A 21,443-nucleotide genomic window follows, 5' to 3' on the forward strand; every position below is an offset into this window, starting at 1 on the left:
GTTATTTACTTTCTTGAAAATGTTGTGCGGTAGCCTTCAGTGCGTCATCTGCCGAGACCGGAGGTGTCCACCCCAGCAATGAGCGAGTTTTGCTGATGTCTACCTGCAAGGATCCGCATAACCGGTTTGACAGGGCTTTCCTTCCGAGCAATGTGGCGACGCCGCGCAGGACACCGGCAGGTATTGGTACAAGCCGAGCCGTACGCCCAAGGGCAAGCGCTATCTTGCGCAGCAATTGAGTGGTGGAAAGATCCTCACCATCACTGACCAGAAAGGTCTGATTAGCGGCCGCCGGATGACTGATACAGGTAACAATCAAATCCACCAGATTGTCCAATGCTACGAGACTGCGGCTGTTGTGAATCGCTCCAAATGGCAGGGGAATACCTTTATCGAGCCATCGCATCATGCTTTGAAAGTTAGCCTTGACCCCGGGGCCGTAAACCAACACTGGCCTTATGATCACGACCTCCATCCCGGTCTCCACGGCCAATTCACGCAACCGCTCTTCGGCTTCCATCTTGGATATCCCATAGGGATCTGCCGGGGCTGGCGTGTCCTCGGGAGAATACCTGATACCCAAATCGGTACTTTCGCCGTTCACCTTGATGGAACTGATGAATACGAAGCGTCGGACGCCTGCAGACGCAGCCTGGCGCGCGAGATTCACTGTACCTTCAACATTGACTCGCCTGAATGCCGCCAAGGGATCGGTTTCGGTATCATTCATCACATGAACGCGAGCTGCGGCATGTATGACAACGTCTACGCCGGTGAGACCGTTTTCCCAGGATGTAGCACCATCGATACTGTCAACGTGGATCGTCGAGACTTTACTCTGAAGTAATTGCGACCCATTACGCAGCGCGGCAATGACAGTGTAGTTTCCTGCGACCAGACACTTTAGCGTCGCGCCACCAACAAACCCTGTTGCACCGGTTAAAAATACGGTCTTCGACATTATTGGGTGGTCCTTCGCAAAGTAGCAACGCGAAACAACTCTTCCAGACGCCCCATAAGTGCAGGTTTGGAAAAGTGGCTCAAATAGTAGGACCGACCTGCACGCCCCATAATTTCACGTTGAGCAGGGGATGTGGTGGCCAACTGAAGAGTAATCCGCACAAGCCCCTGGATATCACCTGAGGGGCAGGAAAATCCCCCGCCTGACTCTTCGATTACCCGTGCAGCCTCCCCATTGATCATGCCCAGGATCGGCTTGCTCGAAGCCATATACGCCTGGACCTTCCCGGGAATCGTTTTCTCGAATACATCATTGGTTTTCAATGAAACCAGCAACGCATCGGCACAAGCAAACACCCCTGGCATCTCGCTCAGAGGGTGTCGTCCCAGCAGCAATACGTTGCTCAAGTTTCTTGTCGTGACTTGTTCATGCAACCATTTGCTCATACGTCCATCTCCCACGATCACCCAACGCACTGCCACTTTGTCCTTCAATGCTTCTGCGGCCTCCAGGATCGCGGGGAAATCCTGCGCTTCACCTAAATTTCCTGCAAAAACAATGGTGAAGACCGAGTCATCTCGCTCTAGCAAATTTGAAGTGGGAGGAGTGGAGGCCGAAAAGTCATCCTCAGCCCAACTTGGGAAATAAATCAAACGCTCTGGGGTGATTTCCTTGGTGCAATATTGTTTTACGTTGTCGGCAAAACCTTTGGATTGTAAAAGCAAATAATCAGCACGATTGTAGATCGCACTGACCACGCGCCCGACCAAAGCCAACAAGGCAGGCTGACGGAGTACCCCTACAGCCCTCAGAGTTTCCGGCCAAAGATCAAGGACCCAGACAAATACCGGGACCTTTTTTATCCGTCCTAACACAACTGCGGGAATCGCAGCCATAATAGGGGAAACTGCGTATACGAAAACTGCATCAAATTTTTCATTTCGAAGCTTGAAAACGCCGAGTGTGGAAGCGCTGAGAAAAAAAGAAACGTAATTGAAAATGAGGCTGACACTGCGTTTTCCACGCGAAACTAATGGAACTCTAACTATGCGCGCGCCGAAGTAGCTTTTGAAACGCTCAGGACTGGCACTAAACTCCGAATAAACCGAACCCTCAGGGTAATTTGGCCATCCGGTCAACACACTGACCTCATGACCATTTTCCGAGAAGGCACGAACCAGGTCATTGATACGCATATTCTCCGGCCAAAAATACTGTGTAACTATCAGGATCTTTAATTTATTTTCATCCATTCCTGCAGCTCAACTCAGCATTTATCCGTTTATACAATCAAGCTATTGCAAACAATCCCAATTACTTTATCGGCAATATTCGGCATTCGGTACTCAGCGTACCTTAGCCATTACGCATAGTCGGAGCTCCATGACAACGATTTGAGAAAGCAGTTTTTCCCAAGCTACCCCCCAAATTAGACGATGTGTGGAGCCTGTCAAAAAAATGTCTGTTTCGGAATGTGAAACAATCAGGGTTCGAGGCGGCGCTGCTGGTAGATCCAGTCGACAATCTCTCCGTCTGGGGCATAGCCGCTGACCGTGTCGCGCAACAGCTGGCGGACGCGCGCATAGTCGTCCTGATCCACCGCAGCGAGCAACTCGGTCAACTTGACCTTCAGCAAATCCCAGGACAGGTGATCCTCGTTGGCCGTCATGATCATCGGGTGCTGAGTGGCCGCCACGTTGTCACCGATCAGCAGCTCTTCGTAGAGCTTCTCGCCCGGACGCAGCCCGGTGAATTCGATAGCGATGTCACCATTCAGGTTTTTTTCCGAGCGGACGCTCAGGCCGGACAAATGGATCATCTTTTCGGCCAGCTCGACGATCCTCACGGGCTCGCCCATGTCCAGGACAAAAACATCACCGCCCTGCCCCATGGAGCCCGCCTGAATCACCAGCTGCGCCGCTTCAGGGATGGTCATGAAGTAACGAGTGATCTTCGGATGGGTAACCGTCAATGGCCCGCCCGACTTGATCTGTTTGTGAAACAACGGAATGACCGAACCAGAAGACCCCAGAACATTGCCAAAACGTACCATGGTGAAGCGCGTCTTGTTTACCCGCGAAACGTTGGTGTCGTCACCGAATAATACGGGGGCAAGTTCTCGACTGAGCGCCTGCAGCATCAACTCGGCCAGCCGCTTGGTGCTGCCCATAACATTGGTCGGGCGCACGGCCTTGTCTGTCGAGATCAGGACGAAGTTGGCAACACCTGCCTTCAAGGCAGCCTCGGCCGTATTGAGCGTACCCACCACGTTGTTCAGCACGCCTTCAGCAATGTTGTGCTCAACCATCGGCACGTGTTTATACGCGGCGGCATGGTAGACAGTGTCTACACGCCACGTTTTCATCACGTCGAGCAACTTCTCCGGATTGCGCACGGAACCGAGAATCGGCAATAGACGGACGGACAAAGACTCACGAGCAATCCGCTGTTCAAGTTCGGACAAGATGCTGTAGAGATTGAATTCACTGTGCTCGAACAACAGCAACGTAGTTGGATGCAGGGCAAGAATCTGTCGGCATAACTCTGAACCGATGGAGCCACCGGCCCCGGTGACAAGAACAGACTGTCCCTTGATGCAATGTTCAAGCAGGTCGCCCTGGGCCGGAACCGCATCCCGACCCAAGAGGTCAGCGATATCCACTTCCTGGATGTCGTCGACCTTTACCCGACCGCTGGCCAGGTCCATGAAACCGGGAACGCTTCGAACGTGAAGCGGGAAACCTTCGAGATAACCAAGAATTTCACGCCGCCGCCCACGGTTTGACGAAGGGATGGCCAGCAGGACTTCCTGGGCCCCGGTGTTATCGATCATCTGCTGGATATGCTTGGGTTTATAGACCTGCAAACCGGAAATAACCCTGTCGGCAATCCCGCTATCGTCATCGATAAACGCCACCGGGCGCATGAGGCGCCCCATCCGCAAGGCAGCGACCAACTGGTTACCGGCTGAGCCCGCACCGTAAATGGCAACTTTCGGCAAGCCATCGTCCCGATTGGTAAACGGGACATGCTGAGCCGCACTGAACCAGTCGCCCAAGAAGTACTGACGCATGCCCAGGCGAAGCCCGCCGATCATGATCAGACTCAACCACCAGTAGTTGAAAATGATTGAGCGTGGAACGACGTTTTGGTGATTGCTGTACCAATAAACAACTACGACAAGAATCAGCGACGACAAGCTGACCGCCTTGATGATCGCAATCAACGCATCGTTGCCGAAGTAGCGCATGACTGCGCGATACATGCCAAAGCGAATGAAAAGCGGAATAGCAATCACAGGAGCGCTAATAAATAACCAGATGTGCTGAATAAACGGGTTGACCATCTCGTCTGGTCCCAGACGCACAATAAACGCCATCCATAAGGCTACCCACACAAGAACGACATCGGCCACAACCTGAATGAGCCGTTTTTGACGGCGTGGCAGCTCAAGCAACAGTTTGCGCAATTTATCCATAACCCCGTCTTACACCTCGAACCGCTCACCTATTGATCATGCTGACGAGTGTACGTCTGCGACGCTCTCGTAACTTTGAAATAACTTATCTGGTTCAAAACATTGAAACCGGTTGCGCCATAAGGGAGCTAAATCACCATCACGGGGCGTGTGCAAGGAATGCAGGCCTCGACCGATACTACCGGCAAGAACTGAAAACCGTGAGGAGAAGGGGATGAGATATCGCGAATATCAGGCGGTATTTCGCCATCCCCTTTTCCCCACCAGCAAGAGCCGACTCGCACCAAAAGGAAATTGTGAGGCCCCAAACAGGTCTAAGGCTTCACGGCTTGCTGCATAACACTGCGAATCACCTCGCAGGTCTTTTGGATTTCGGCTTCAGTCAACGTCGGGTGTACCAAGAACATCAAGCTTGTCTCACCCAGCTCTTTCGCAATAGCTAGTCGTACATCTGGACGCCAGCCCGTATCGTCGAACGCTTTCTCGAGGTACACCTCAGAGCAAGAACCCGAAAAACATGGAACGCCAAGAGCAGAAATCTCGGACAGAATACGGTCTCGGTTCCAGTCAGCCTTCAACTGCTGCGGCTCTACGAACACATAACATTTATAGGCAGCGTGAGCATAGTTTTCGGAAACCACTGGGGCACGCAAACCTTTAAGCTCACGAGCCTGCGACCAAATACGTTCCGCATAATTGATTCGGCTAGCACGCCACTGCGCCATGCGACGAAGCTGAATCCGGCCTATGACCGCCTGCACTTCGAGCATCCGCCAGTTCGTACCAAAGCTCTCATGCAACCACCGGAAGCCTGGTTGATGGTCTCGTTCGTAAATGGCTTCCCAGCTCTTGCCATGATCCTTGAATGCCCACATTTTCAACCAGAGGGTGCGGTCATTCGTCGTGACCATCCCACCCTCCCCCCCAGTGGTCATGATTTTGTCCTGGCAAAACGACCAGGCGCCTATATGACCAATGGAACCTACGGGGCGCCCCTTATACATCGCACCATGTGCCTGGGCGCAATCTTCGATTACCTTGACATCATGAAGAGCTGCCAACTCCATGATCGGATCCATATCACACGGCCAGCCGGCCAAATGCACACAGATAATACCCCGGGTACGAGGGGTCAAGACGGCCTGGATTGTCTGTGCGGTAATGTTCTGGGTATCGCGGTCGACCTCGGCGAAGACCGGAATCGCACCGGCATTGACAATGCTGGAAACTGAGGCGAGGAAGGTGCGAGGCGTGACGATGACCTCGTCTCCACGCCCAATACCCAGCGCAATCAGTGCAAGGTCAAGTGCTACAGTGCCGTTCGCCAGGGCGACGGCATATTCAGTGCCTGCCCATGTGGCGAACTCTTTCTCAAACTCGCGGCATTCCTGTCCGGTCCAGTAGTTGACCTTATTGGAAAGCACTACGTCGCGAACGGCATCGGCCTCTTCCTCAGTGAACGAAGGCCAAGGAGAAAATGGGGTATTCAACACGGTTTTTACCTGCCACACATAATTAATAAAGAACCATCGATAATCCAGGCCGGCCAATCAGTCACGTGTATCCGATGGTTAAACACTCAGGATCTTACGATCGCTCGAGCGGGCACTCCTGCGACCGTCATGTTATCAGAGATATCGCAGATCACCGCGGCTCCGGCCCCCACCATCACGTTAGAACCTATGCTGAGCACCTGTCTGACGCATGCACCGATACCAATCCAGCTTCCGTCGCCGACGGTTACCGCACCAGCCAACCGCGCACCTGGACTGACATGCACGCACGCCCCAAGAACACAGTCGTGATCAACGCTGCAGCCGGTGTTCAGAATTGCCCCTTCACCAACGATCGCATAGGCATTGACTACTGCTGATGCAAACACGACGGTTCCGGACCCGATATTAGCGTATCGGCTTATGATCGAAGAAGGGTGCATCAAAACAGGAAGTTGTGCGCCTGAGGCTTTCAGTTCGTCCATTTTACGTCGACGGACACTGTTGTTGCCAATAGCAACCAGAACTCCATCAAACTCCCCTACACGGCTGAGCAAGTCGCTAGTGTTTCCAACGACCGGCCAAACCCCGATGGAAGGCACTTGTGGCCATGCGTCATCAAAGAACTCTATGACCTGCCATCCACAACACTCCGCCGTGTCAGCGACAACTTTTCCATGCCCGCTCGCGCCAAGAATTGCCAGCCTCTTCATTTTTTTGACCCGGTGAACTTGGTCATTGTTACTTCACCCTCAGCGCTGATCCCATCCCGGATCAAAACTTTTTTGATGGTGAGAAAAATAATTTTCAGGTCGAGCCACAGCGACTGATTGTCTACATACCAAACATCAAGTTTGAATTTCTCTTCCCAGGACAACGCATTGCGACCATTTATCTGTGCCCACCCGGTAACCCCGGGTCGCGCATCATGCCTGCGAACCTGCACTTCATCGTACAGAGGCAGATACTCCATCAATAGCGGGCGAGGCCCTACCAAACTCATATCCCCCTTGATGACGTTCCACAACTCCGGTAACTCATCCAAGCTGCTGGATCGAAGAAATCTGCCAAAATCTGTCATTCGCTCAGAATCAGGTAACGGATTACCGTTGGCGTCCAACGCATCCCTCATAGTGCGAAACTTAACCATCTCAAAGGGTTTACCACCGAGACCCGGCCTGACTTGTCGAAACAAAATCGGAGACCCCAATCGCTTGCGAATCAGGTATGCGACAATCGCGATCACGGGAGACAAGACAATCAACCCGGCTACGGAAGCCACAATATCGAAGAAGCGTTTTGACATCGAAGGTCCTTGAAAGACAAATTATTGTGGGGAAAAAGCGTTGGAGCTCATTTCGACAAACGCTTGAAGTGCTCACCAAAACGCTTGACACCGACATGCAAGGACAGCTCTCTGTGATAGAACGCCAATCCGTTTTCAGCCATGTCCTTATGCCCTTGTACCGAGACTTCTATCAAGGCCAGGACCGCGTCCGCAAGAGCCTGCGGATTGTCTGACTCGCTGACAACTCCACAACCGGCGTCGCGCACAAGATCGGCAGCATCACCGTCTACCGCCATCAAGATCGGCTTACCGGCCGCCATATACGCCTGGGTTTTAGAAGGAATAGTGATGGTGAACAACGGATCCTTCTTCAAATGTACAAGCAAGGCATCGGCACTGGAAAGATAGGCTCCCACTTCAGGCATCGGAACAGCAGGCAGGAAGAATACATTGTCGAGCTGTCTGCTTTTCGCAAGTGCTTCCAGCCTGGAGGCCTCAACTCCCCCGCCCAGGAAGATAAACGCTACTTGACTGCCCTTTTCCTGCAACAACTGTGCAGCTGCAATGACTGTATCAAGCGACTGCGCCTTGCCCATATTTCCAGCGAACAGAATTCGAAACTTCGAAGTCACTGGAAAATTGGCCGGTGGATTACTCGAAGTGGAACGAACCATATCTTCGGCACACCAGTTGTAGATGACATCGATTTTTTGCGAAGGCACTCCCCGCTCGATCAATAGATGTTTGAAACCAGGAGACAATACGACAATCTGGTCTACGTGACCGTATACCCAATCGCAGACGCGAGAGACAATTTTCAGGAGCTTTTCGTTGGAAAACATCCCTGTGGCCTTGAGCGTGTCAGGCCACATATCCTGAATATCGTATACCACGGGCACACGCCGAAAAAAACGAACCAGCGCAGCCGCAATACCTACCGTCAATGGAGGATGGTAGGCATAAATGACATCCGGTTTTTTCGCTCGAAAAAGGCCATACAGCAAAATACTGGCTGCAAAGCTTATGTAGTTAAAAAGCCGGCCGACACCACTCTGCCCATGGCTTGGGTAGAGTGGTACACGCGTCACATGGACGCCGTCGATGACTTCGCGCTGCAAGGGTTTGATCCTATAGCCAGGATACAATTTACCACCGGGATAGTTTGGAAACCCGGTGACAACCTCGACTTCAAAACCCTGTGCAACTAACTCACGAGCAAAAACAAGCCCTTTGAACGTTGGCTCAGGATCAAACCACTGAGTGAACAGTAAAACACGAATGGTCATTCGTATTAGTACCTTCTCCAAACGGTCCGCATGACATAATCACGATAGCTGTGAATGATTCGAACCACTTTCTCAGCCACGTTAGGCATGCTGTAGTCCGCTACAAGTCGCAGCGTACGCTCTTCGTCACGATCCTGACCTTCCAGCACTTGCAAGCCTTGCATCACCCGCTCGACCTCGAGACCAACCATCATTACCGCGGCCTCTTCCATACCCTCTGGACGCTCATGAGCTTCCCGAATATTCAACGCAGGGAAGTTAAGAATGGAAGATTCTTCGTTGATCGTACCGCTGTCAGAAAGGACTGCCTTGGAATCAAGCTGCAACTTGTTGTAGTCCTTGAACCCCAATGGCTTGAGCAAGCGAACATTTTCATGGAACTTCACACCCATGGCGTCAACCCGCTTCTGGGTACGTGGGTGGGTTGAAACAATAACGGGATAGCCATAATGCTCGGCGACCGTATTCAGAACCTCGACTAGCTTGCCGAAGTTTTTATCGGAATCGATATTCTCTTCGCGGTGTGCGCTAACGACGAAAAACTTACCCTTCTCCAGACCGAGACGAGCAAGGACATCCGACGCTTCAATGCCTTCACGATAATAATTGAGCACTTCAAACATCGGGCTACCGGTCTTGATTACCATGTCAGGCGAAAGACCTTCGCGCAGCAAGTAATCACGAGCGATCGTACTGTAAGTCAGATTGATATCCGCAGTATGATCGACAATACGACGATTGATTTCTTCGGGAACACGCATGTCGAAACAGCGATTACCAGCTTCCATATGGAAGGTCGGGATCTTGCGGCGCTTGGCAGGAATGACTGCCATGCAGCTATTTGTGTCTCCCAAGACCAACAGAGCCTCGGGCTCAATCTCGGCCAGGACGCGGTCCACACTAATAATCACGTTACCGATAGTTTCGGCGCCAGTGGCACCCGCAGCGTTCAGAAAATGATCAGGCTTGCGGATCCCTAAGTCCTGAAAGAAAATTTCATTCAGTTCGTAATCGTAATTCTGCCCGGTATGGACAAGTACGTGATCACAATACTGATCCAGAGCAGCCATTACGCGCGACAGACGAATGATTTCCGGACGGGTTCCCACTACGGTTACGACTTTTAATTTTTTCATGATTTTAAACGTCACATTTCAAAAAGTGATAGATAAGTAATTAACACTAGCCAGCGCTTTCATCATCAGCCAGCACGATAAAAGCGCTTAACTCGTCGGCAACCCTGTCACACATCACTGTGTAACCTTTGCTTTTGTCACAGCTGCTGACCAGGCCTGACTGAGGACTGCGCTCTCACTGGGCTGGCATAATGACACATTTGAGTCCAATTCTTTGAGTATCGTCGGCGCACCATCCAAAGGTGACCATTTTAGCATCACGCCCCGACCTCGACACCAGCACGTCGTCAGTAGACAGCGCCCCTGGCACCATCACTCGCTTACCTTATTCGCAGCGTTGAAGTCTTCGTAATACTGTTGCGTTCGCAGTCGACCATCACCCTCTTCATTGGTCAGCACATATTTTATATATGACTGATAGGGAGTAAATGGCATCGCAGAACCGGCAGAAACAAAAAGCAACAGTGAAGCGAGACTAACAACCGCGACACTTGCAGCTACCATTGCGCGACCAGGCTCCCGCAACTGCCTGAGAATGTCGTATATGATTACCGCCTGAGCAAAACAAGCCAGATATTGAATGCGATTCCATATTAGAGCAAAATCAAACAAAAATGATTGCGCACCGATCAAACATATAAGCGCACCAATTAACACTAACTCTCGACGCGTTATTTCTTTTAGATACAGCTTGGCCAACCCAAGCAATATACAATTCAAAACCAAGTAACCGGCCCCCGCTATTGAGCGCTGGGAAAAACCAAAACCAGCATAGACACTGAGCTTCTCGGAAACGAACGGAATATTTGCGACGGCCCCCAAGCCGAGAGCAACTTGGCCTGAACCGATACCAACACTATAAAAAAGCAAACAGACTGCGATATAGATCCATACATGCGTGATCAGGTAACGAATTCCGCGAAGAAAGAATATGGGCGCATACATAAGCGCCGAGTACTGAAAACCCATAGCAATGAAAAAACCAAAAAAGGCTTTCTTCGACCGTCCAAAAACAAAGCTTTCCATTGACAAAAGCATAATGGAAACAGCAATAGACTGACGTATCGTCCCCATCTCCAATGGAATATACACCCAACAAAAAACAAAAGCCAAACCAAGTGAAACACGCGAATCAAACCGATAAAAAAACCTGCACGCACAATATGTATTGAAAGTACCAACTAAAAACAGAAAAAACTGAAAGTTACCAACCCGAGAAACAAGGTAATTCAACAAATAGAAAAGTGGCTCCATTGAGACCACATCTCGCGGAAAGTCCATAAACACGGAGTTTTCTACGGCATTATAATATTGCTCATAAACCACCCAATCGAAGCCTGTTTCGAATCTAAATGCGCAAATTAACCAAAAGGCGAGTAATGCTACGAAAAAGCTTATGCCAGTCTTCGTCTGAATGAACAGTCCTGGAATTGTTATGACCCAAAGCAAGACACCAATACCAAGATAAAAAAACATGACAATCCTTTCCTTAACACTTGCAGACCAAAGACAGCGACTAACGATCCGAACATTTAAATTTTATTAACCGTTACGTCCATCTTACCGTGATCTAATTAGACCTGCCATCTTAATAGCCCGCATCGCCTGAACGAACATATGCCAGCATGTATCATCAAATTAACACTATAGGGTCACGCGAAAAATGACTCCCTGCCCTGCTCGCTCAGGCGATCAAAGCAGAGAGCATTTCCAACCTAGGCCTCGCTGCCGACCGGACGTGCGTACGTGTCCGGTAGCTCGCGATCAAAAATTTCGTTCGCCCAAAGCATCACAATCATCTCCTCATCCCCGGCATTGGTGATGTCATGAGTCCAACCCGGAACCGTCTCAACGATTTCCGGTTGATCACCGCTGGTGAACAACTCATAAAACTCATCAGATACGATATGCCTAAAGCGAAAACAAGCCCTACCTTTTATTACCAAAAACTTTTCAGTTTTCGAATGGTGGTAGTGACCACCACGTGTAACACCCGGATGAGCGGTGAAGTATGAAAATTGACCACTGTCTCCGGTTTTCAGCATCTCGACAAATACCCCTCTAGGATCACCGTACTTTGGAACCTGGTAGGTGAAACTCTCGGGAGGTAAATAGCTGACATAGGTAGAGTAAAGCGCACGTACCAAGCCAGTACCTACCGGCTCCGTGATCAAGGTGTCACGACTTTCGCGAAACGCCTCCAACTGCTTTGCCAGAGCTCCAACACTGATACAGTATTGAGGCTGGACGTCTACGAATCCATCATCTGACAACTTTCCATCCATCGCTGAAATGAAGTGCTTGATAACATCATCGATATAGACAAGATTAATATTTGCGTGTGGGTCATTGATAGTAACCGGCAGTCCACGTGCAATATTATGGCAAAACGTTGCAACTGCCGAGTTATAATTCGGCCGAGCCCACTTACCAAAGACATTTGGAAGCCTGAACAAGTAAACGGGTGAACCAGACTTTTCCGCGAGCGCTGTCAGCGCCTCTTCAGCACCAAGCTTGCTATGACCGTACGGATTATCCTGCTCAGCCTGAATGGACGAAGTATAAAGTACTGGCACCGGTTTACCGCATGCTGATACCGCTTCACAAAGAGCTTGCGTCAAGTCCGTATTACCAGCCTTGAACTCTTCCGGATCTTGTGGTCGATTCACTCCTGCCAAGTGAAATACAAAATCCACACTGCTTATTAGTGCCGATAACTGATTGACACTATCGTCCCGAGTGAACCGGACGACTTCAATATCAGCGCGCTCGTTCAGATGCGCTATCAAGTTCTTGCCCACAAAACCATTGGAACCGGTGACCAGCACTTTCATGGTTTCACTCCTCCGGCGTCGCGTGTTCACCACGCTGAATAGCGCGCATAAAGTCCAGCTTCAACAGCAGGTTCTTCATACCTTCGATATCCAGTCTTTCGGTATTATGGGAGTTATAATCTTCAGTGCGAGAAATCTTTTCCTCCCCTTGCTCCACAAATTTTGCGTAGTTCAAATCGCGTAGATCAGGCGGCACTCGGAAGTAATCACCACGATCTTCCGCGCAGGCCATTTCTTCACGACTCAACAGCGCTTCATACAGCTTTTCACCATGGCGAGTACCGATCACTTGAATCGGGTGCTCCGGCAGATTGAGCATTTGAGTCAGCGCATTGGCAAGAGTTTCTACTGTAGCTGCTGGCGCTTTCTGCACAAACAGGTCGCCATTGTTGCCGTGCTCAAAAGCATACAACACCAAATCCACCGCATCCGCCAGAGTCATCATAAAGCGAGTCATGCTAGGGTCGGTCAGGGTCAAAGGCTTGCCGTCGCGAATCTGCTGAATGAACAGCGGAATAACCGAACCTCGCGAAGCCATGACGTTGCCGTAGCGCGTTCCGCAAATGACAGTCTTCTCATCATCAGCACTACGCGACTTGGCCACCATCACCTTCTCCATCATCGCCTTGGAGATTCCCATTGCATTGATGGGATAAACGGCCTTGTCAGTACTCAAGCAAACAACGCGCTTGACACCATTTTGAATAGCCGCTTCAAGTACGTTCTCCGTACCCAGGACATTGGTCTTCACAGCCTCCATAGGGTGGAACTCGCAGGATGGAACCTGCTTGAGCGCCGCCGCGTGGAAAATGTAATCGACGCCACGAGTGGCATTCAGGACGCTCTGGTAATCACGAACATCACCAATATAGAACTTCAGCTTGGAGCTCGCGTAATGCTTACGCATGTCATCCTGCTTTTTTTCATCCCGACTAAATATGCGAATCTCGGCAATATCGGTATCAAGAAAGCGCTTCAAGACAGCATTACCAAAGGACCCGGTACCACCGGTGATCAAAAGCGTCTTATTCTGAAACATAATATCCTCACAACATTATTTGTTTCAAACAGCCACAAGAAGACTCATATTTTCTGCCTTTAAAACTGATGACAACAAACATCAGAAATACAATGCAAAAAAACAAATCTGACACGTGTGCCGATTGATTGTTAGCTAGTGTATTTAACACCGACAAATACACAAACAAGCACAGGAGCACCAAGGTTTTAGCACTCATTTTCCACAGTACTGCATTTTTCCAGGCGCCGCGCCAGAAAAACCCCATCACGACTATTGGCAGAGTAACTCCCAGAAAACCTGGGTCGCCAGTTAGCCGCGGAAAGATGGTCACCCACTGCGAGCCATCGTCACTTTCTACAGTCACCAGCAAAGCACAGGCCATGCCCAACATAAGAGGAGGCAGAAGAACCTTACCTAATTCATTGGACATAAATCACACTCCACAAGCACAGAGCTATACGACCAAATCAAGAAGTTGGGACGTAATGTGCTTCACTTCAAACACTTCTTTAAAACGCACCGGCCCCAACTCACTCATTACCCTCATCTTATCAGTATCGCGCAGCAACACCTCGATAGATTCGAGCAACTTATCAGGCTCTCCAGCTTCAACACTGATGCCTACGCCTAATGAGGCTATATAGTCCCCATAATCCGTAGAGGACTCTACCGACGCGATAATAGGCAAACCCACTCTCAAATAATCTATCGTTTTAGATGGAAAGCTTGGGACATCAACATCCCTGACCGTACATACAAGAGCGAGATCACAGGATTTTATCAACCCCACATACTCATCTCGAGGTATACGTGGAATCCAGATAAGATTTCCACAGCATTGCTCGATACTTGCCTCCACAAGTGACTCAAGGGAACCACTCCCGATCACGAGAAACGTTACGGGAGAACCACGCTGCTGCGAAAGCTTAGCGGCCCCTATCAGGTCTTCAAGACCTCGACCGTGAACGAGTTGGCCACCAAAAACAACAAGCGGCCTGTCCTGCGGCAAAGAATACTTTTGGCGAATATCGGCACGATCCACCCCAGGCAATGTTGTTTCTTTCCCCCACACCGGGGTGATGCAAATTTTTTGCTCATCGCGAATAGGGTAATGAGTACGAAGATAAGTTTCGTTCGCAGGCGACATACACGCAATCACATCGAATTGGCGTATCAGCGTCTCTTCAACCTTTCTTGCTACAAAGAAAGAAACACCAGACGAAAATAAACCGATTTGTCGATGATGATGCGGAAAGAAATCCCACTGAATCAATAGCGACGTAAGCTTTTTGTTTCGGGCCAACAACATAATTGGCAAAGCCATGGTAATGGCAGGTGAAAACCCAATCACCGCATCAAATTTGCGTTGCTTGACCAGCTTTCGCGAAATCGAATATGCAGAAAATGACGAGAGGCTCCACTTCAGGATACGAGTAACGAACCCAAATGGGGAACTCACCAACACCGGAGGGATCGAAATCACTTCGACCCCGTTTCCCAGCTTTAGATTCGAACGGGTGCTGCCGGGTTTTGCCGACCAGTCGAGACATAGCACGGTCACCTCATGCCCCAACTCCTGGAAAGAATCGGCCAATTCATTTGTAAGCCAAGGATCATTTTCAGACAATGAAAACTTGGTACACATCATAAGAATCTTCATGACTTCCCTCTCTTAAACCAAAATCCCAGCCCTACGGCCATGAATATGGAAAGCAACCCGTAAGTAATCACGTGCGCATACACTGGAGCCATAGACCCAAAGGTACTCAGCAGCATGAGAAACACGCTAAAAATAAATATACCTTGTGCAAACTCGAATATTATCGACACTCGCACAGCACCTCTAGCCATGAATATCAAAGATATTGCAGACGCGATCGTTCGAAAAATATCTCCAACCATTTGAGGTAAAAAATAGTCAGTCATCGGAAGAAACTCGTCTGAAAAAACCAACTTAACAACAATATTTTTCAGACTATAAAGAGCGATGAAACCTAACATGAGAGCTGACAACAACCACAATAGACTGATTTTAAACTCTTTAATAACCAAGTTAAGATTGGCTGCTGATGCATACCGAGGCAACACATAATTCATCAAAACAACACCAACGAACTGCATATAGACATCAGACAGCTTAATCACACCCTGCCACAGCCCCACCTGCTCCCAGCCAAACCTCTGCGCCATACCATCACGCATCAAAATTTGCGCAACTGGAACGGATGTAGAACCTACCAAGGCCAAAACTGAAAAAGACAACAGGTGACGCATTCTAACCCTATCGACGAGGAATCTCGAAAAATGGAATAGCTCTCTCCGGCCTGAAGCCATAAACAACAATGTGACAATTGCGGTTAATGCCGGCATTAGCATTACCGAGTACGCAGCACCGTCAAAACCAAACGAGTTGACTGCAAGGGCCAACACAAGCGTACCAAGTACCGTTCCTAATATATTGACCTTCGCATAGAAAACGCTCTCACCACGACTGCTTGCCTCTGCCTGAACCAAGCTTGCGTAACCCACAATCGCTTGAACCAACCCAAGGCCTACGAAAAGAGCGGTAAACCCTCCCTGCATCAAACGATTTGAAAGTGCGGTGGAGAAAAGCATCAATAACAGTGCAACAATTGCAGAGATTACGGTCGTTAGTGTAAATGCCGTAGCAAACCAGGCCTTCCCTTCCTTCGATGCAACAGGTGACTCCGCCAGGACCTTGATCAAACCATTGGTTATTCCGCCGCCGGCAAACATGCCCGTAATAGCAACCAGCGTCATGAGCTGACCAAGCAAACCAAAACCATCCGGCCCCAACTTCCAAGCCAGTAGTTTTATTACTATGAGTCCTGCTACGGCCTTCACTAGTATTGAGGAGGCGAAATGGATACCAGCTTTCAACCTTGCCAAACTTCAAACCTCATCGCAGCGCCCTTTTTCTTGCAGCCTGAAATCACGCCAAGAAAGCTACACCCAAGCAGTGGCACCCACTGCTGGGTAATCCATCACTTAAGCACACGTCCCAATACGAATGGAGCAACAAAAGATACGCCCCCTGAATTCCTTTATCCAAGCAACCATCAGTGCCACCATCAAACACACCCTTACGTGCTACCAGACGAGAAATGCTGGCCACACAGCAACGTACGACTGAGAAAAACCCGCAAATTCAACACACTTACCGCTCCAGAGTCAACCCTCACTCATCAGCCAGAACGCCTTGCTCAAGGCACGCTGCCGATACAAACCGGGCGTACGCCTTGAAATGACAAATAGCTCTCAGTAATCGGGCTCGAAAGCAATACCGAAACCCGCCGACCAGGCCATTCAAAGCCCCCATCGGACTGTGTCCGTAAAGCTACAAAAAATTGATTATACCTGTGCACACGTAGCATCGCTGCCACACAATTCGACATTCTCACCATCAAGCACAAATTCACTCCTGTCGAGCCAAATCCGTCGGAATTTATCGGTGGCACGTTCAAGCAACGCAAGACCGAGCAAAAAGCATAGACTCTGATCTCCAGACGAACGGGTGCATGGCAAAACTGTAGGTTTAAATGGGAATTCCCAGAATGAAAAATCAAGGCCGAATCTTCAGAATGCCGACAAATAGCCAGCAACTTCTTCAACTAAATAGCTTGATAGATGTTACGAATGGGGGGGGGGGCAGAAAAAGAGTCAAAAGTGCAGGATATCAACAAAAAACTGAAGAATATGCATTACCCTAATCACTTCGAGTGCGCCCCCCCATTGAGAAGCAACCGCATCATGATACGCGCCAAAAATTGATCAATCCGCCAGTCATTGATATGACAAGGGTTACCGCATCTTTACTGAGAAAAAACCGACTTCTTGGATGAATTCGAAGAAAGGAAATAGAGCACCAAGACAAAGCCCACCCCCAACAACACGCCAAAGAGAAAACTGAGCATAATTATTAAAGATTTTTTAGGTTTTATAGGGTTGAGCGGTGGTTTGGCATCTCCATCCATGCGATAGGCGACAACATCCTGAAGATTTGAAGAAATGGACTTGTAAAACGCCCGCTTTGACTCAAGATCCCGCAGACGCCCAATGAAAGGGTCATTCGCACCTCGCGCCTCCAGGTTTTCAATTTCCGCTTCCAGCGCTTTAGTGCCACGCATGTAAATGAGCTGCCCATCGACGCTGCCAGCGATTTGAACCGCGGGATTGCCAGTAATAATAGGAGGCTTCTCCAATCCAATGGCGTTCGCAACCCGAAGAGCTTCACGCAGTTTTGTGATGGTATCCTCTCGGACTTTTTGAGCATTTTCACGCAAATCGGCAATTTGTCGATCAAGACTGCGAACTTTGACATCCGCCTCATATAAAACGTTTTTTATTATTTCCTGCTCCGCCAACTTACCTGCTCGATGAATATATTCTTGCGCCCATTGCGCAGCTTGGTCGGGGTTACTACTTTGAATAGTAACCACATACTCATCAGGAAGATCTTTTCTTGTCTGAGACACAGCCAAGCGTTTGGAAAGCTCGGAATACAGAAGATTACTGTCAGCCTTGCCCTCGTCTTTACTTGATCCGGGCGCCATTACTTCAGCAATGAATGTTTGACGGAGAGTCTCGCCTCTCAAACTCTGCAAAAAAATCGAGTAAACATCTTTAACGGTAATAGGAACCAGCTCTGTTTCGCTGCCTCGGCCGTAATTTAGATTCGCAATATCATTGTAAGTAGGAGGCATAGCAATTGCACTTGCCTCATAAACTGGGCGAGCCAAAAAAACGTAGGCTACTGTAATCAAGGTTACTACGCTTGTAGTAGCGAAAATCGTCCATTTTTTTTTCCATAGCACGCGAAAAATATCGGAGATATCAATCTCGCCCATGTCATTGGATTCTTTACTATTCAAAATTCTTAATTTCCACTACAGATTGATCACTCAGCTCAGCAAATCATCAGCCCAATCAGGTACGGCTTCGCCTTTGCTTAAAAGCCATCGCCAAAAGCGGACCAAGCAAAATACCACCTAGCAAAAATGTCGCTACGAAAACAGAAACCGGGAGTGGCTGCGTTGTCATCCCCAAAAAAGAAATAGAGGTAAGCTGCTGATTCTCAAGCATAAAAACTAGAATAGCAGCAAAAAGCACTAGCAAACACAGCCCTAGAACAGCCTTTCTGAAACTATTCATTAGAGCCTACTCCGGAAAACGCACTAAAACTCACCAGCATCATCCTCATCCTCATTCACCCGATCCCTAAGCTCTTTCCCCGGCTTGAAATGCGGAACGAACTTGCCGTCGAGACTGACAGACTGGCCGGTTTTCGGATTACGGCCGACCCGTGGTGCACGGTAGTGCAGAGAGAAACTGCCAAACCCCCGGATCTCGATGCGATCCCCGGTAGCCAGACATTGGGACATTTGCTCAAGCATGGTCTTGATGGCCAACTCCACATCCTTGGATGAGAGCAGCCCTTGATGGGTGACAATTCGTTCGATCAACTCCGACTTCGTCATATTTTTCCCTTCTTTTTCAAGCAGCTAGGTCAGCGCTTCAAAGGTTTTAGCACGCCCGAACGCTTTTGAACAGCCTGAGTTTTGCCATCTGCCCCAGCCCTCAAAAATGCTTGATTCCCGGGACGGGAAGACTCTGAGCCATCACCACATCATCGGCAAATCACCAACATAGTGCGCGTCAGGAAACCTGCCGGGTTGAACCCGAAAAGCCCCCCTTCCTCATCCTCCTCCTTCAGATCATCAGACCTTGCCACAACCTGGTAGCCCGCCCCCTTGCATTCCTTGGCCGCACGCTTGTAACACTTCTCCCATTTCGAACCGAGCCCCGAACAATCCACCTCAATACCACTAACCCCACGCACTGCGTGAGTTTTGGCATTGGTGGTACAACCCGCCAGCACCAGCACCGCTACTGCGACAATGAGTTTGTTCATTCACGTCCTTTTGCCAGAAAGCCTATCGGGCGATCATTAGCCTCAGGCTAAAGACTAGCTGCAAATAAGCGTTTGATCCGACTAAACATTCAGACCTTCTTTCGGCGTTTTTGGTTCACACCCCAAGCAACTACATCCGCACGTAATTCACCAAACGCCAGGCACAAAAAAGGGCGACCGAAGTCGCCCTTTTTTACAGAAAGTCAGAACTTAGTTCTGTTTTTCCATTTGTGCACGCAGCAGGTCACCCAGAGTGGTGGCCACAGGAGCATCAGTAGCTACTGGCTTGTCGCGCAGGCTCTGGATTGCTTCTTTCTCGTCTTCAACGTCTTTCGACTTGATCGAGAGCTGAATTACACGGCTCTTGCGGTCAACGCTGATGATCTTGGCTTCTACTTCTTCGCCTTCTTTCAGAACGTTGCGCGCGTCTTCAACGCGGTCACGGCTGATTTCGGAGGCTTTCAGAGTCGCTTCGATATCGTCGGCCAGAGTGATGATGGCGCCTTTAGCGTCAACTTCCTTCACGATGCCTTTAACGATGGCGCCTTTGTCGTTCTCTTGAACGTACTCGGAGAACGGATCGCTTTCCAGTTGCTTGATACCCAGGGAAATGCGCTCGCGCTCTGGGTCAACCGACAGGATAACGGTGTCCAGCTCGTCGCCCTTCTTGAAGCGGCGAACGGCTTCTTCGCCCACTTCGTTCCAGGAGATGTCGGACAGGTGAACCAGACCGTCGATGCCGCCGTCCAGACCAATGAAGATACCGAAATCGGTGATCGACTTGATGGTGCCGGAGATTTTATCGCCCTTGTTGAACTGGCCAGAGAAATCTTCCCATGGGTTAGATTTGCACTGCTTGATGCCCAGGGAGATACGACGACGCTCTTCGTCGATGTCCAGAACCATAACTTCCACTTCGTCGCCGACTTGTACGACTTTCGAAGGGTGGATGTTCTTGTTGGTCCAGTCCATTTCGGAAACGTGTACCAGACCTTCAACGCCTTCTTCCAGCTCAGCGAAGCAGCCGTAGTCGGTCAGGTTGGTTACACGCGCGGTAACGCGAGTGCTTTCTGGGTAACGGGCTTTGATAGCAACCCATGGATCTTCGCCCAGTTGCTTCAGGCCCAGGGAAACACGATTGCGCTCGCGATCGTACTTCAGAACCTTGACATCGATCTCGTCGCCAACGTTGACGATTTCGGAAGGATGCTTGATACGCTTCCAAGCCATGTCGGTAATGTGCAGCAGGCCATCGACGCCACCCAGATCGACGAATGCGCCGTAATCGGTGAGGTTCTTGACGATACCTTTGACTTGTTGGCCTTCCTGCAGGGATTCCAGCAGAGCTTCGCGCTCGGCGGAGTTCTCGGCTTCCAGGACGCTGCGACGGGAAACGACAACGTTGTTGCGCTTCTGGTCCAGCTTGATGACCTTGAATTCCAGCTCTTTGCCTTCCAGGTGCGTGGTGTCGCGCACTGGACGGACGTCAACCAGAGAACCTGGCAGGAACGCACGGATGCCGTTAACGTCGACAGTGAAGCCGCCTTTAACCTTACCGTTGATAACGCCCTTGACCACTTCTTCGGCTGCGAAGGCTGCTTCCAGAACAATCCAGCATTCAGCGCGCTTGGCTTTTTCACGGGACAGCTTGGTCTCACCAAAGCCGTCTTCAACCGAGTCCAGAGCAACGTGAACTTCGTCACCGACGTTGATGTTCAGTTCGCCAGCGTCGTTGTAGAACTGCTCAAGCGGGATGAGTGCTTCAGACTTCAGGCCAGCGTGAACGGTTACCCAGCGAGCCTGGTAATCGATATCAACGATAACACCGGTGATGATGGAGCCTGCCTGAAGGTTCAGGGTTTTTAGGCTTTCTTCAAAGAGTTCCGCAAAGCTTTCGCTCATTTTAATTCCTGTTGATGAGGGCGAAGAATACGCCCATCTCCACACCCCAGACGGTGTGGGTTAGTTTCATTTAAAAGAAGCCACCGCAGGACTATGACTGGTCCCCTGCGGC

Annotated in this window: 19 protein-coding genes; all 19 read right to left on the bottom strand. The window is 49.9% G+C overall.

All coding sequences use genetic code 11. From position 1 onward, the window contains the following. Position 1: 1 nt before the first annotated feature. Positions 2-961, bottom strand: a complete 960-nt coding sequence (locus AC3IT9_RS21335; protein ID WP_489270964.1) for a UDP-glucose 4-epimerase family protein — start codon at positions 959-961, stop codon at positions 2-4. Beyond that, on the bottom strand, positions 961-2,214 hold the full coding sequence (locus AC3IT9_RS21340) for a glycosyltransferase family 4 protein (RefSeq protein ID WP_489270965.1): 1,254 nt from the start codon (positions 2,212-2,214) through the stop codon (positions 961-963). Before AC3IT9_RS21340 ends, AC3IT9_RS21335 begins: the two co-directional genes overlap by 1 nt. A 230-nt stretch (positions 2,215-2,444) precedes the next feature. Continuing rightward, positions 2,445-4,439, bottom strand: coding sequence for a polysaccharide biosynthesis protein (locus tag AC3IT9_RS21345; protein WP_150726255.1), 1,995 nt, complete (start codon positions 4,437-4,439; stop codon positions 2,445-2,447). A 314-nt stretch (positions 4,440-4,753) separates the two neighbouring features. Next, positions 4,754-5,932, bottom strand: a complete 1,179-nt coding sequence (locus AC3IT9_RS21350) for a DegT/DnrJ/EryC1/StrS family aminotransferase (protein ID WP_150726370.1) — start codon at positions 5,930-5,932, stop codon at positions 4,754-4,756. Between the two features lie 86 nt (positions 5,933-6,018). Then, positions 6,019-6,645 carry an acetyltransferase gene (locus AC3IT9_RS21355; protein WP_489270966.1) on the bottom strand — a complete coding sequence of 209 codons (627 nt, stop codon included), beginning with the start codon at positions 6,643-6,645 and terminating at the stop codon, positions 6,019-6,021. Then, positions 6,642-7,238, bottom strand: coding sequence for a sugar transferase (locus AC3IT9_RS21360; RefSeq protein ID WP_150726253.1), 597 nt, complete (start codon positions 7,236-7,238; stop codon positions 6,642-6,644). The genes AC3IT9_RS21355 and AC3IT9_RS21360 overlap by 4 nt, the downstream gene beginning before the upstream one ends. Positions 7,239-7,285: 47 nt before the next feature. Beyond that, on the bottom strand, positions 7,286-8,506 hold the full coding sequence (locus AC3IT9_RS21365; RefSeq protein ID WP_489270967.1) for a glycosyltransferase family 4 protein: 1,221 nt from the start codon (positions 8,504-8,506) through the stop codon (positions 7,286-7,288). 5 nt (positions 8,507-8,511) lie between these two features. After that, positions 8,512-9,642 carry a non-hydrolyzing UDP-N-acetylglucosamine 2-epimerase gene (wecB, locus tag AC3IT9_RS21370; protein WP_150726251.1) on the bottom strand — a complete coding sequence of 377 codons (1,131 nt, stop codon included), beginning with the start codon at positions 9,640-9,642 and terminating at the stop codon, positions 8,512-8,514. Positions 9,643-9,954: 312 nt separating this feature from the next. After that, complete coding sequence (locus tag AC3IT9_RS21375; protein ID WP_489270968.1) at positions 9,955-11,118, bottom strand: EpsG family protein; 1,164 nt, start codon at positions 11,116-11,118, stop codon at positions 9,955-9,957. A 239-nt stretch (positions 11,119-11,357) separates the two neighbouring features. Continuing rightward, positions 11,358-12,476: a UDP-2-acetamido-2,6-beta-L-arabino-hexul-4-ose reductase gene (wbjC, locus tag AC3IT9_RS21380; RefSeq protein ID WP_489270970.1), complete on the bottom strand. Its 1,119-nt coding sequence runs from the start codon at positions 12,474-12,476 to the stop codon at positions 11,358-11,360. 4 nt (positions 12,477-12,480) lie between these two features. Then, positions 12,481-13,515: a polysaccharide biosynthesis protein gene (locus tag AC3IT9_RS21385; RefSeq protein WP_150726248.1), complete on the bottom strand. Its 1,035-nt coding sequence runs from the start codon at positions 13,513-13,515 to the stop codon at positions 12,481-12,483. A 7-nt stretch (positions 13,516-13,522) separates the two neighbouring features. Next, positions 13,523-13,927 carry a hypothetical protein gene (locus tag AC3IT9_RS21390; RefSeq protein WP_489270972.1) on the bottom strand — a complete coding sequence of 135 codons (405 nt, stop codon included), beginning with the start codon at positions 13,925-13,927 and terminating at the stop codon, positions 13,523-13,525. A gap of 24 nt (positions 13,928-13,951) precedes the next feature. Then, complete coding sequence (locus AC3IT9_RS21395; protein WP_489270973.1) at positions 13,952-15,157, bottom strand: glycosyltransferase family 4 protein; 1,206 nt, start codon at positions 15,155-15,157, stop codon at positions 13,952-13,954. Next, positions 15,154-16,407, bottom strand: coding sequence for an O-antigen translocase (locus AC3IT9_RS21400; RefSeq protein ID WP_489270974.1), 1,254 nt, complete (start codon positions 16,405-16,407; stop codon positions 15,154-15,156). Before AC3IT9_RS21400 ends, AC3IT9_RS21395 begins: the two co-directional genes overlap by 4 nt. Before the next feature lie 923 nt (positions 16,408-17,330). Continuing rightward, positions 17,331-18,365: an LPS O-antigen chain length determinant protein WzzB gene (locus AC3IT9_RS21405; RefSeq protein ID WP_489270975.1), complete on the bottom strand. Its 1,035-nt coding sequence runs from the start codon at positions 18,363-18,365 to the stop codon at positions 17,331-17,333. A gap of 79 nt (positions 18,366-18,444) precedes the next feature. Continuing rightward, positions 18,445-18,669 carry a lipopolysaccharide assembly protein LapA domain-containing protein gene (locus AC3IT9_RS21410; protein WP_150726242.1) on the bottom strand — a complete coding sequence of 75 codons (225 nt, stop codon included), beginning with the start codon at positions 18,667-18,669 and terminating at the stop codon, positions 18,445-18,447. A 23-nt stretch (positions 18,670-18,692) separates the two neighbouring features. Next, positions 18,693-18,995 carry an integration host factor subunit beta gene (ihfB, locus tag AC3IT9_RS21415; RefSeq protein WP_150726241.1) on the bottom strand — a complete coding sequence of 101 codons (303 nt, stop codon included), beginning with the start codon at positions 18,993-18,995 and terminating at the stop codon, positions 18,693-18,695. 149 nt (positions 18,996-19,144) lie between these two features. Continuing rightward, positions 19,145-19,429, bottom strand: a complete 285-nt coding sequence (locus tag AC3IT9_RS21420) for a hypothetical protein (RefSeq protein ID WP_150726240.1) — start codon at positions 19,427-19,429, stop codon at positions 19,145-19,147. Between the two features lie 210 nt (positions 19,430-19,639). Then, positions 19,640-21,331, bottom strand: coding sequence for a 30S ribosomal protein S1 (gene rpsA / locus AC3IT9_RS21425; protein WP_007973639.1), 1,692 nt, complete (start codon positions 21,329-21,331; stop codon positions 19,640-19,642). Positions 21,332-21,443 lie beyond the last annotated feature (112 nt).

Source organism: Pseudomonas sp. KH_046_1 (genome assembly GCF_057839025.1).

What these genes read in the sequence shown, in the direction of transcription:
- AC3IT9_RS21335 (WP_489270964.1), bottom strand. Translation starts at nt 961, where the DNA reads ATGTCGAAGACCGTATTTTTAACCGGTGCAACAGGGTTTGTTGGTGGC.
- AC3IT9_RS21340 (WP_489270965.1), bottom strand. Translation starts at nt 2,214, where the DNA reads ATGGATGAAAATAAATTAAAGATCCTGATAGTTACACAGTATTTTTGG.
- AC3IT9_RS21345 (WP_150726255.1), bottom strand. Translation starts at nt 4,439, where the DNA reads ATGGATAAATTGCGCAAACTGTTGCTTGAGCTGCCACGCCGTCAAAAA.
- AC3IT9_RS21355 (WP_489270966.1), bottom strand. Translation starts at nt 6,645, where the DNA reads ATGAAGAGGCTGGCAATTCTTGGCGCGAGCGGGCATGGAAAAGTTGTC.
- AC3IT9_RS21360 (WP_150726253.1), bottom strand. Translation starts at nt 7,238, where the DNA reads ATGTCAAAACGCTTCTTCGATATTGTGGCTTCCGTAGCCGGGTTGATT.
- AC3IT9_RS21365 (WP_489270967.1), bottom strand. Translation starts at nt 8,506, where the DNA reads ATGACCATTCGTGTTTTACTGTTCACTCAGTGGTTTGATCCTGAGCCA.
- wecB (WP_150726251.1), bottom strand. Translation starts at nt 9,642, where the DNA reads ATGAAAAAATTAAAAGTCGTAACCGTAGTGGGAACCCGTCCGGAAATC.
- AC3IT9_RS21375 (WP_489270968.1), bottom strand. Translation starts at nt 11,118, where the DNA reads ATGTTTTTTTATCTTGGTATTGGTGTCTTGCTTTGGGTCATAACAATT.
- wbjC (WP_489270970.1), bottom strand. Translation starts at nt 12,476, where the DNA reads ATGAAAGTGCTGGTCACCGGTTCCAATGGTTTTGTGGGCAAGAACTTG.
- AC3IT9_RS21385 (WP_150726248.1), bottom strand. Translation starts at nt 13,515, where the DNA reads ATGTTTCAGAATAAGACGCTTTTGATCACCGGTGGTACCGGGTCCTTT.
- AC3IT9_RS21390 (WP_489270972.1), bottom strand. Translation starts at nt 13,927, where the DNA reads ATGTCCAATGAATTAGGTAAGGTTCTTCTGCCTCCTCTTATGTTGGGC.
- AC3IT9_RS21395 (WP_489270973.1), bottom strand. Translation starts at nt 15,157, where the DNA reads ATGAAGATTCTTATGATGTGTACCAAGTTTTCATTGTCTGAAAATGAT.
- AC3IT9_RS21405 (WP_489270975.1), bottom strand. Translation starts at nt 18,365, where the DNA reads ATGGGCGAGATTGATATCTCCGATATTTTTCGCGTGCTATGGAAAAAA.
- AC3IT9_RS21410 (WP_150726242.1), bottom strand. Translation starts at nt 18,669, where the DNA reads ATGAATAGTTTCAGAAAGGCTGTTCTAGGGCTGTGTTTGCTAGTGCTT.
- ihfB (WP_150726241.1), bottom strand. Translation starts at nt 18,995, where the DNA reads ATGACGAAGTCGGAGTTGATCGAACGAATTGTCACCCATCAAGGGCTG.
- AC3IT9_RS21420 (WP_150726240.1), bottom strand. Translation starts at nt 19,429, where the DNA reads ATGAACAAACTCATTGTCGCAGTAGCGGTGCTGGTGCTGGCGGGTTGT.
- rpsA (WP_007973639.1), bottom strand. Translation starts at nt 21,331, where the DNA reads ATGAGCGAAAGCTTTGCGGAACTCTTTGAAGAAAGCCTAAAAACCCTG.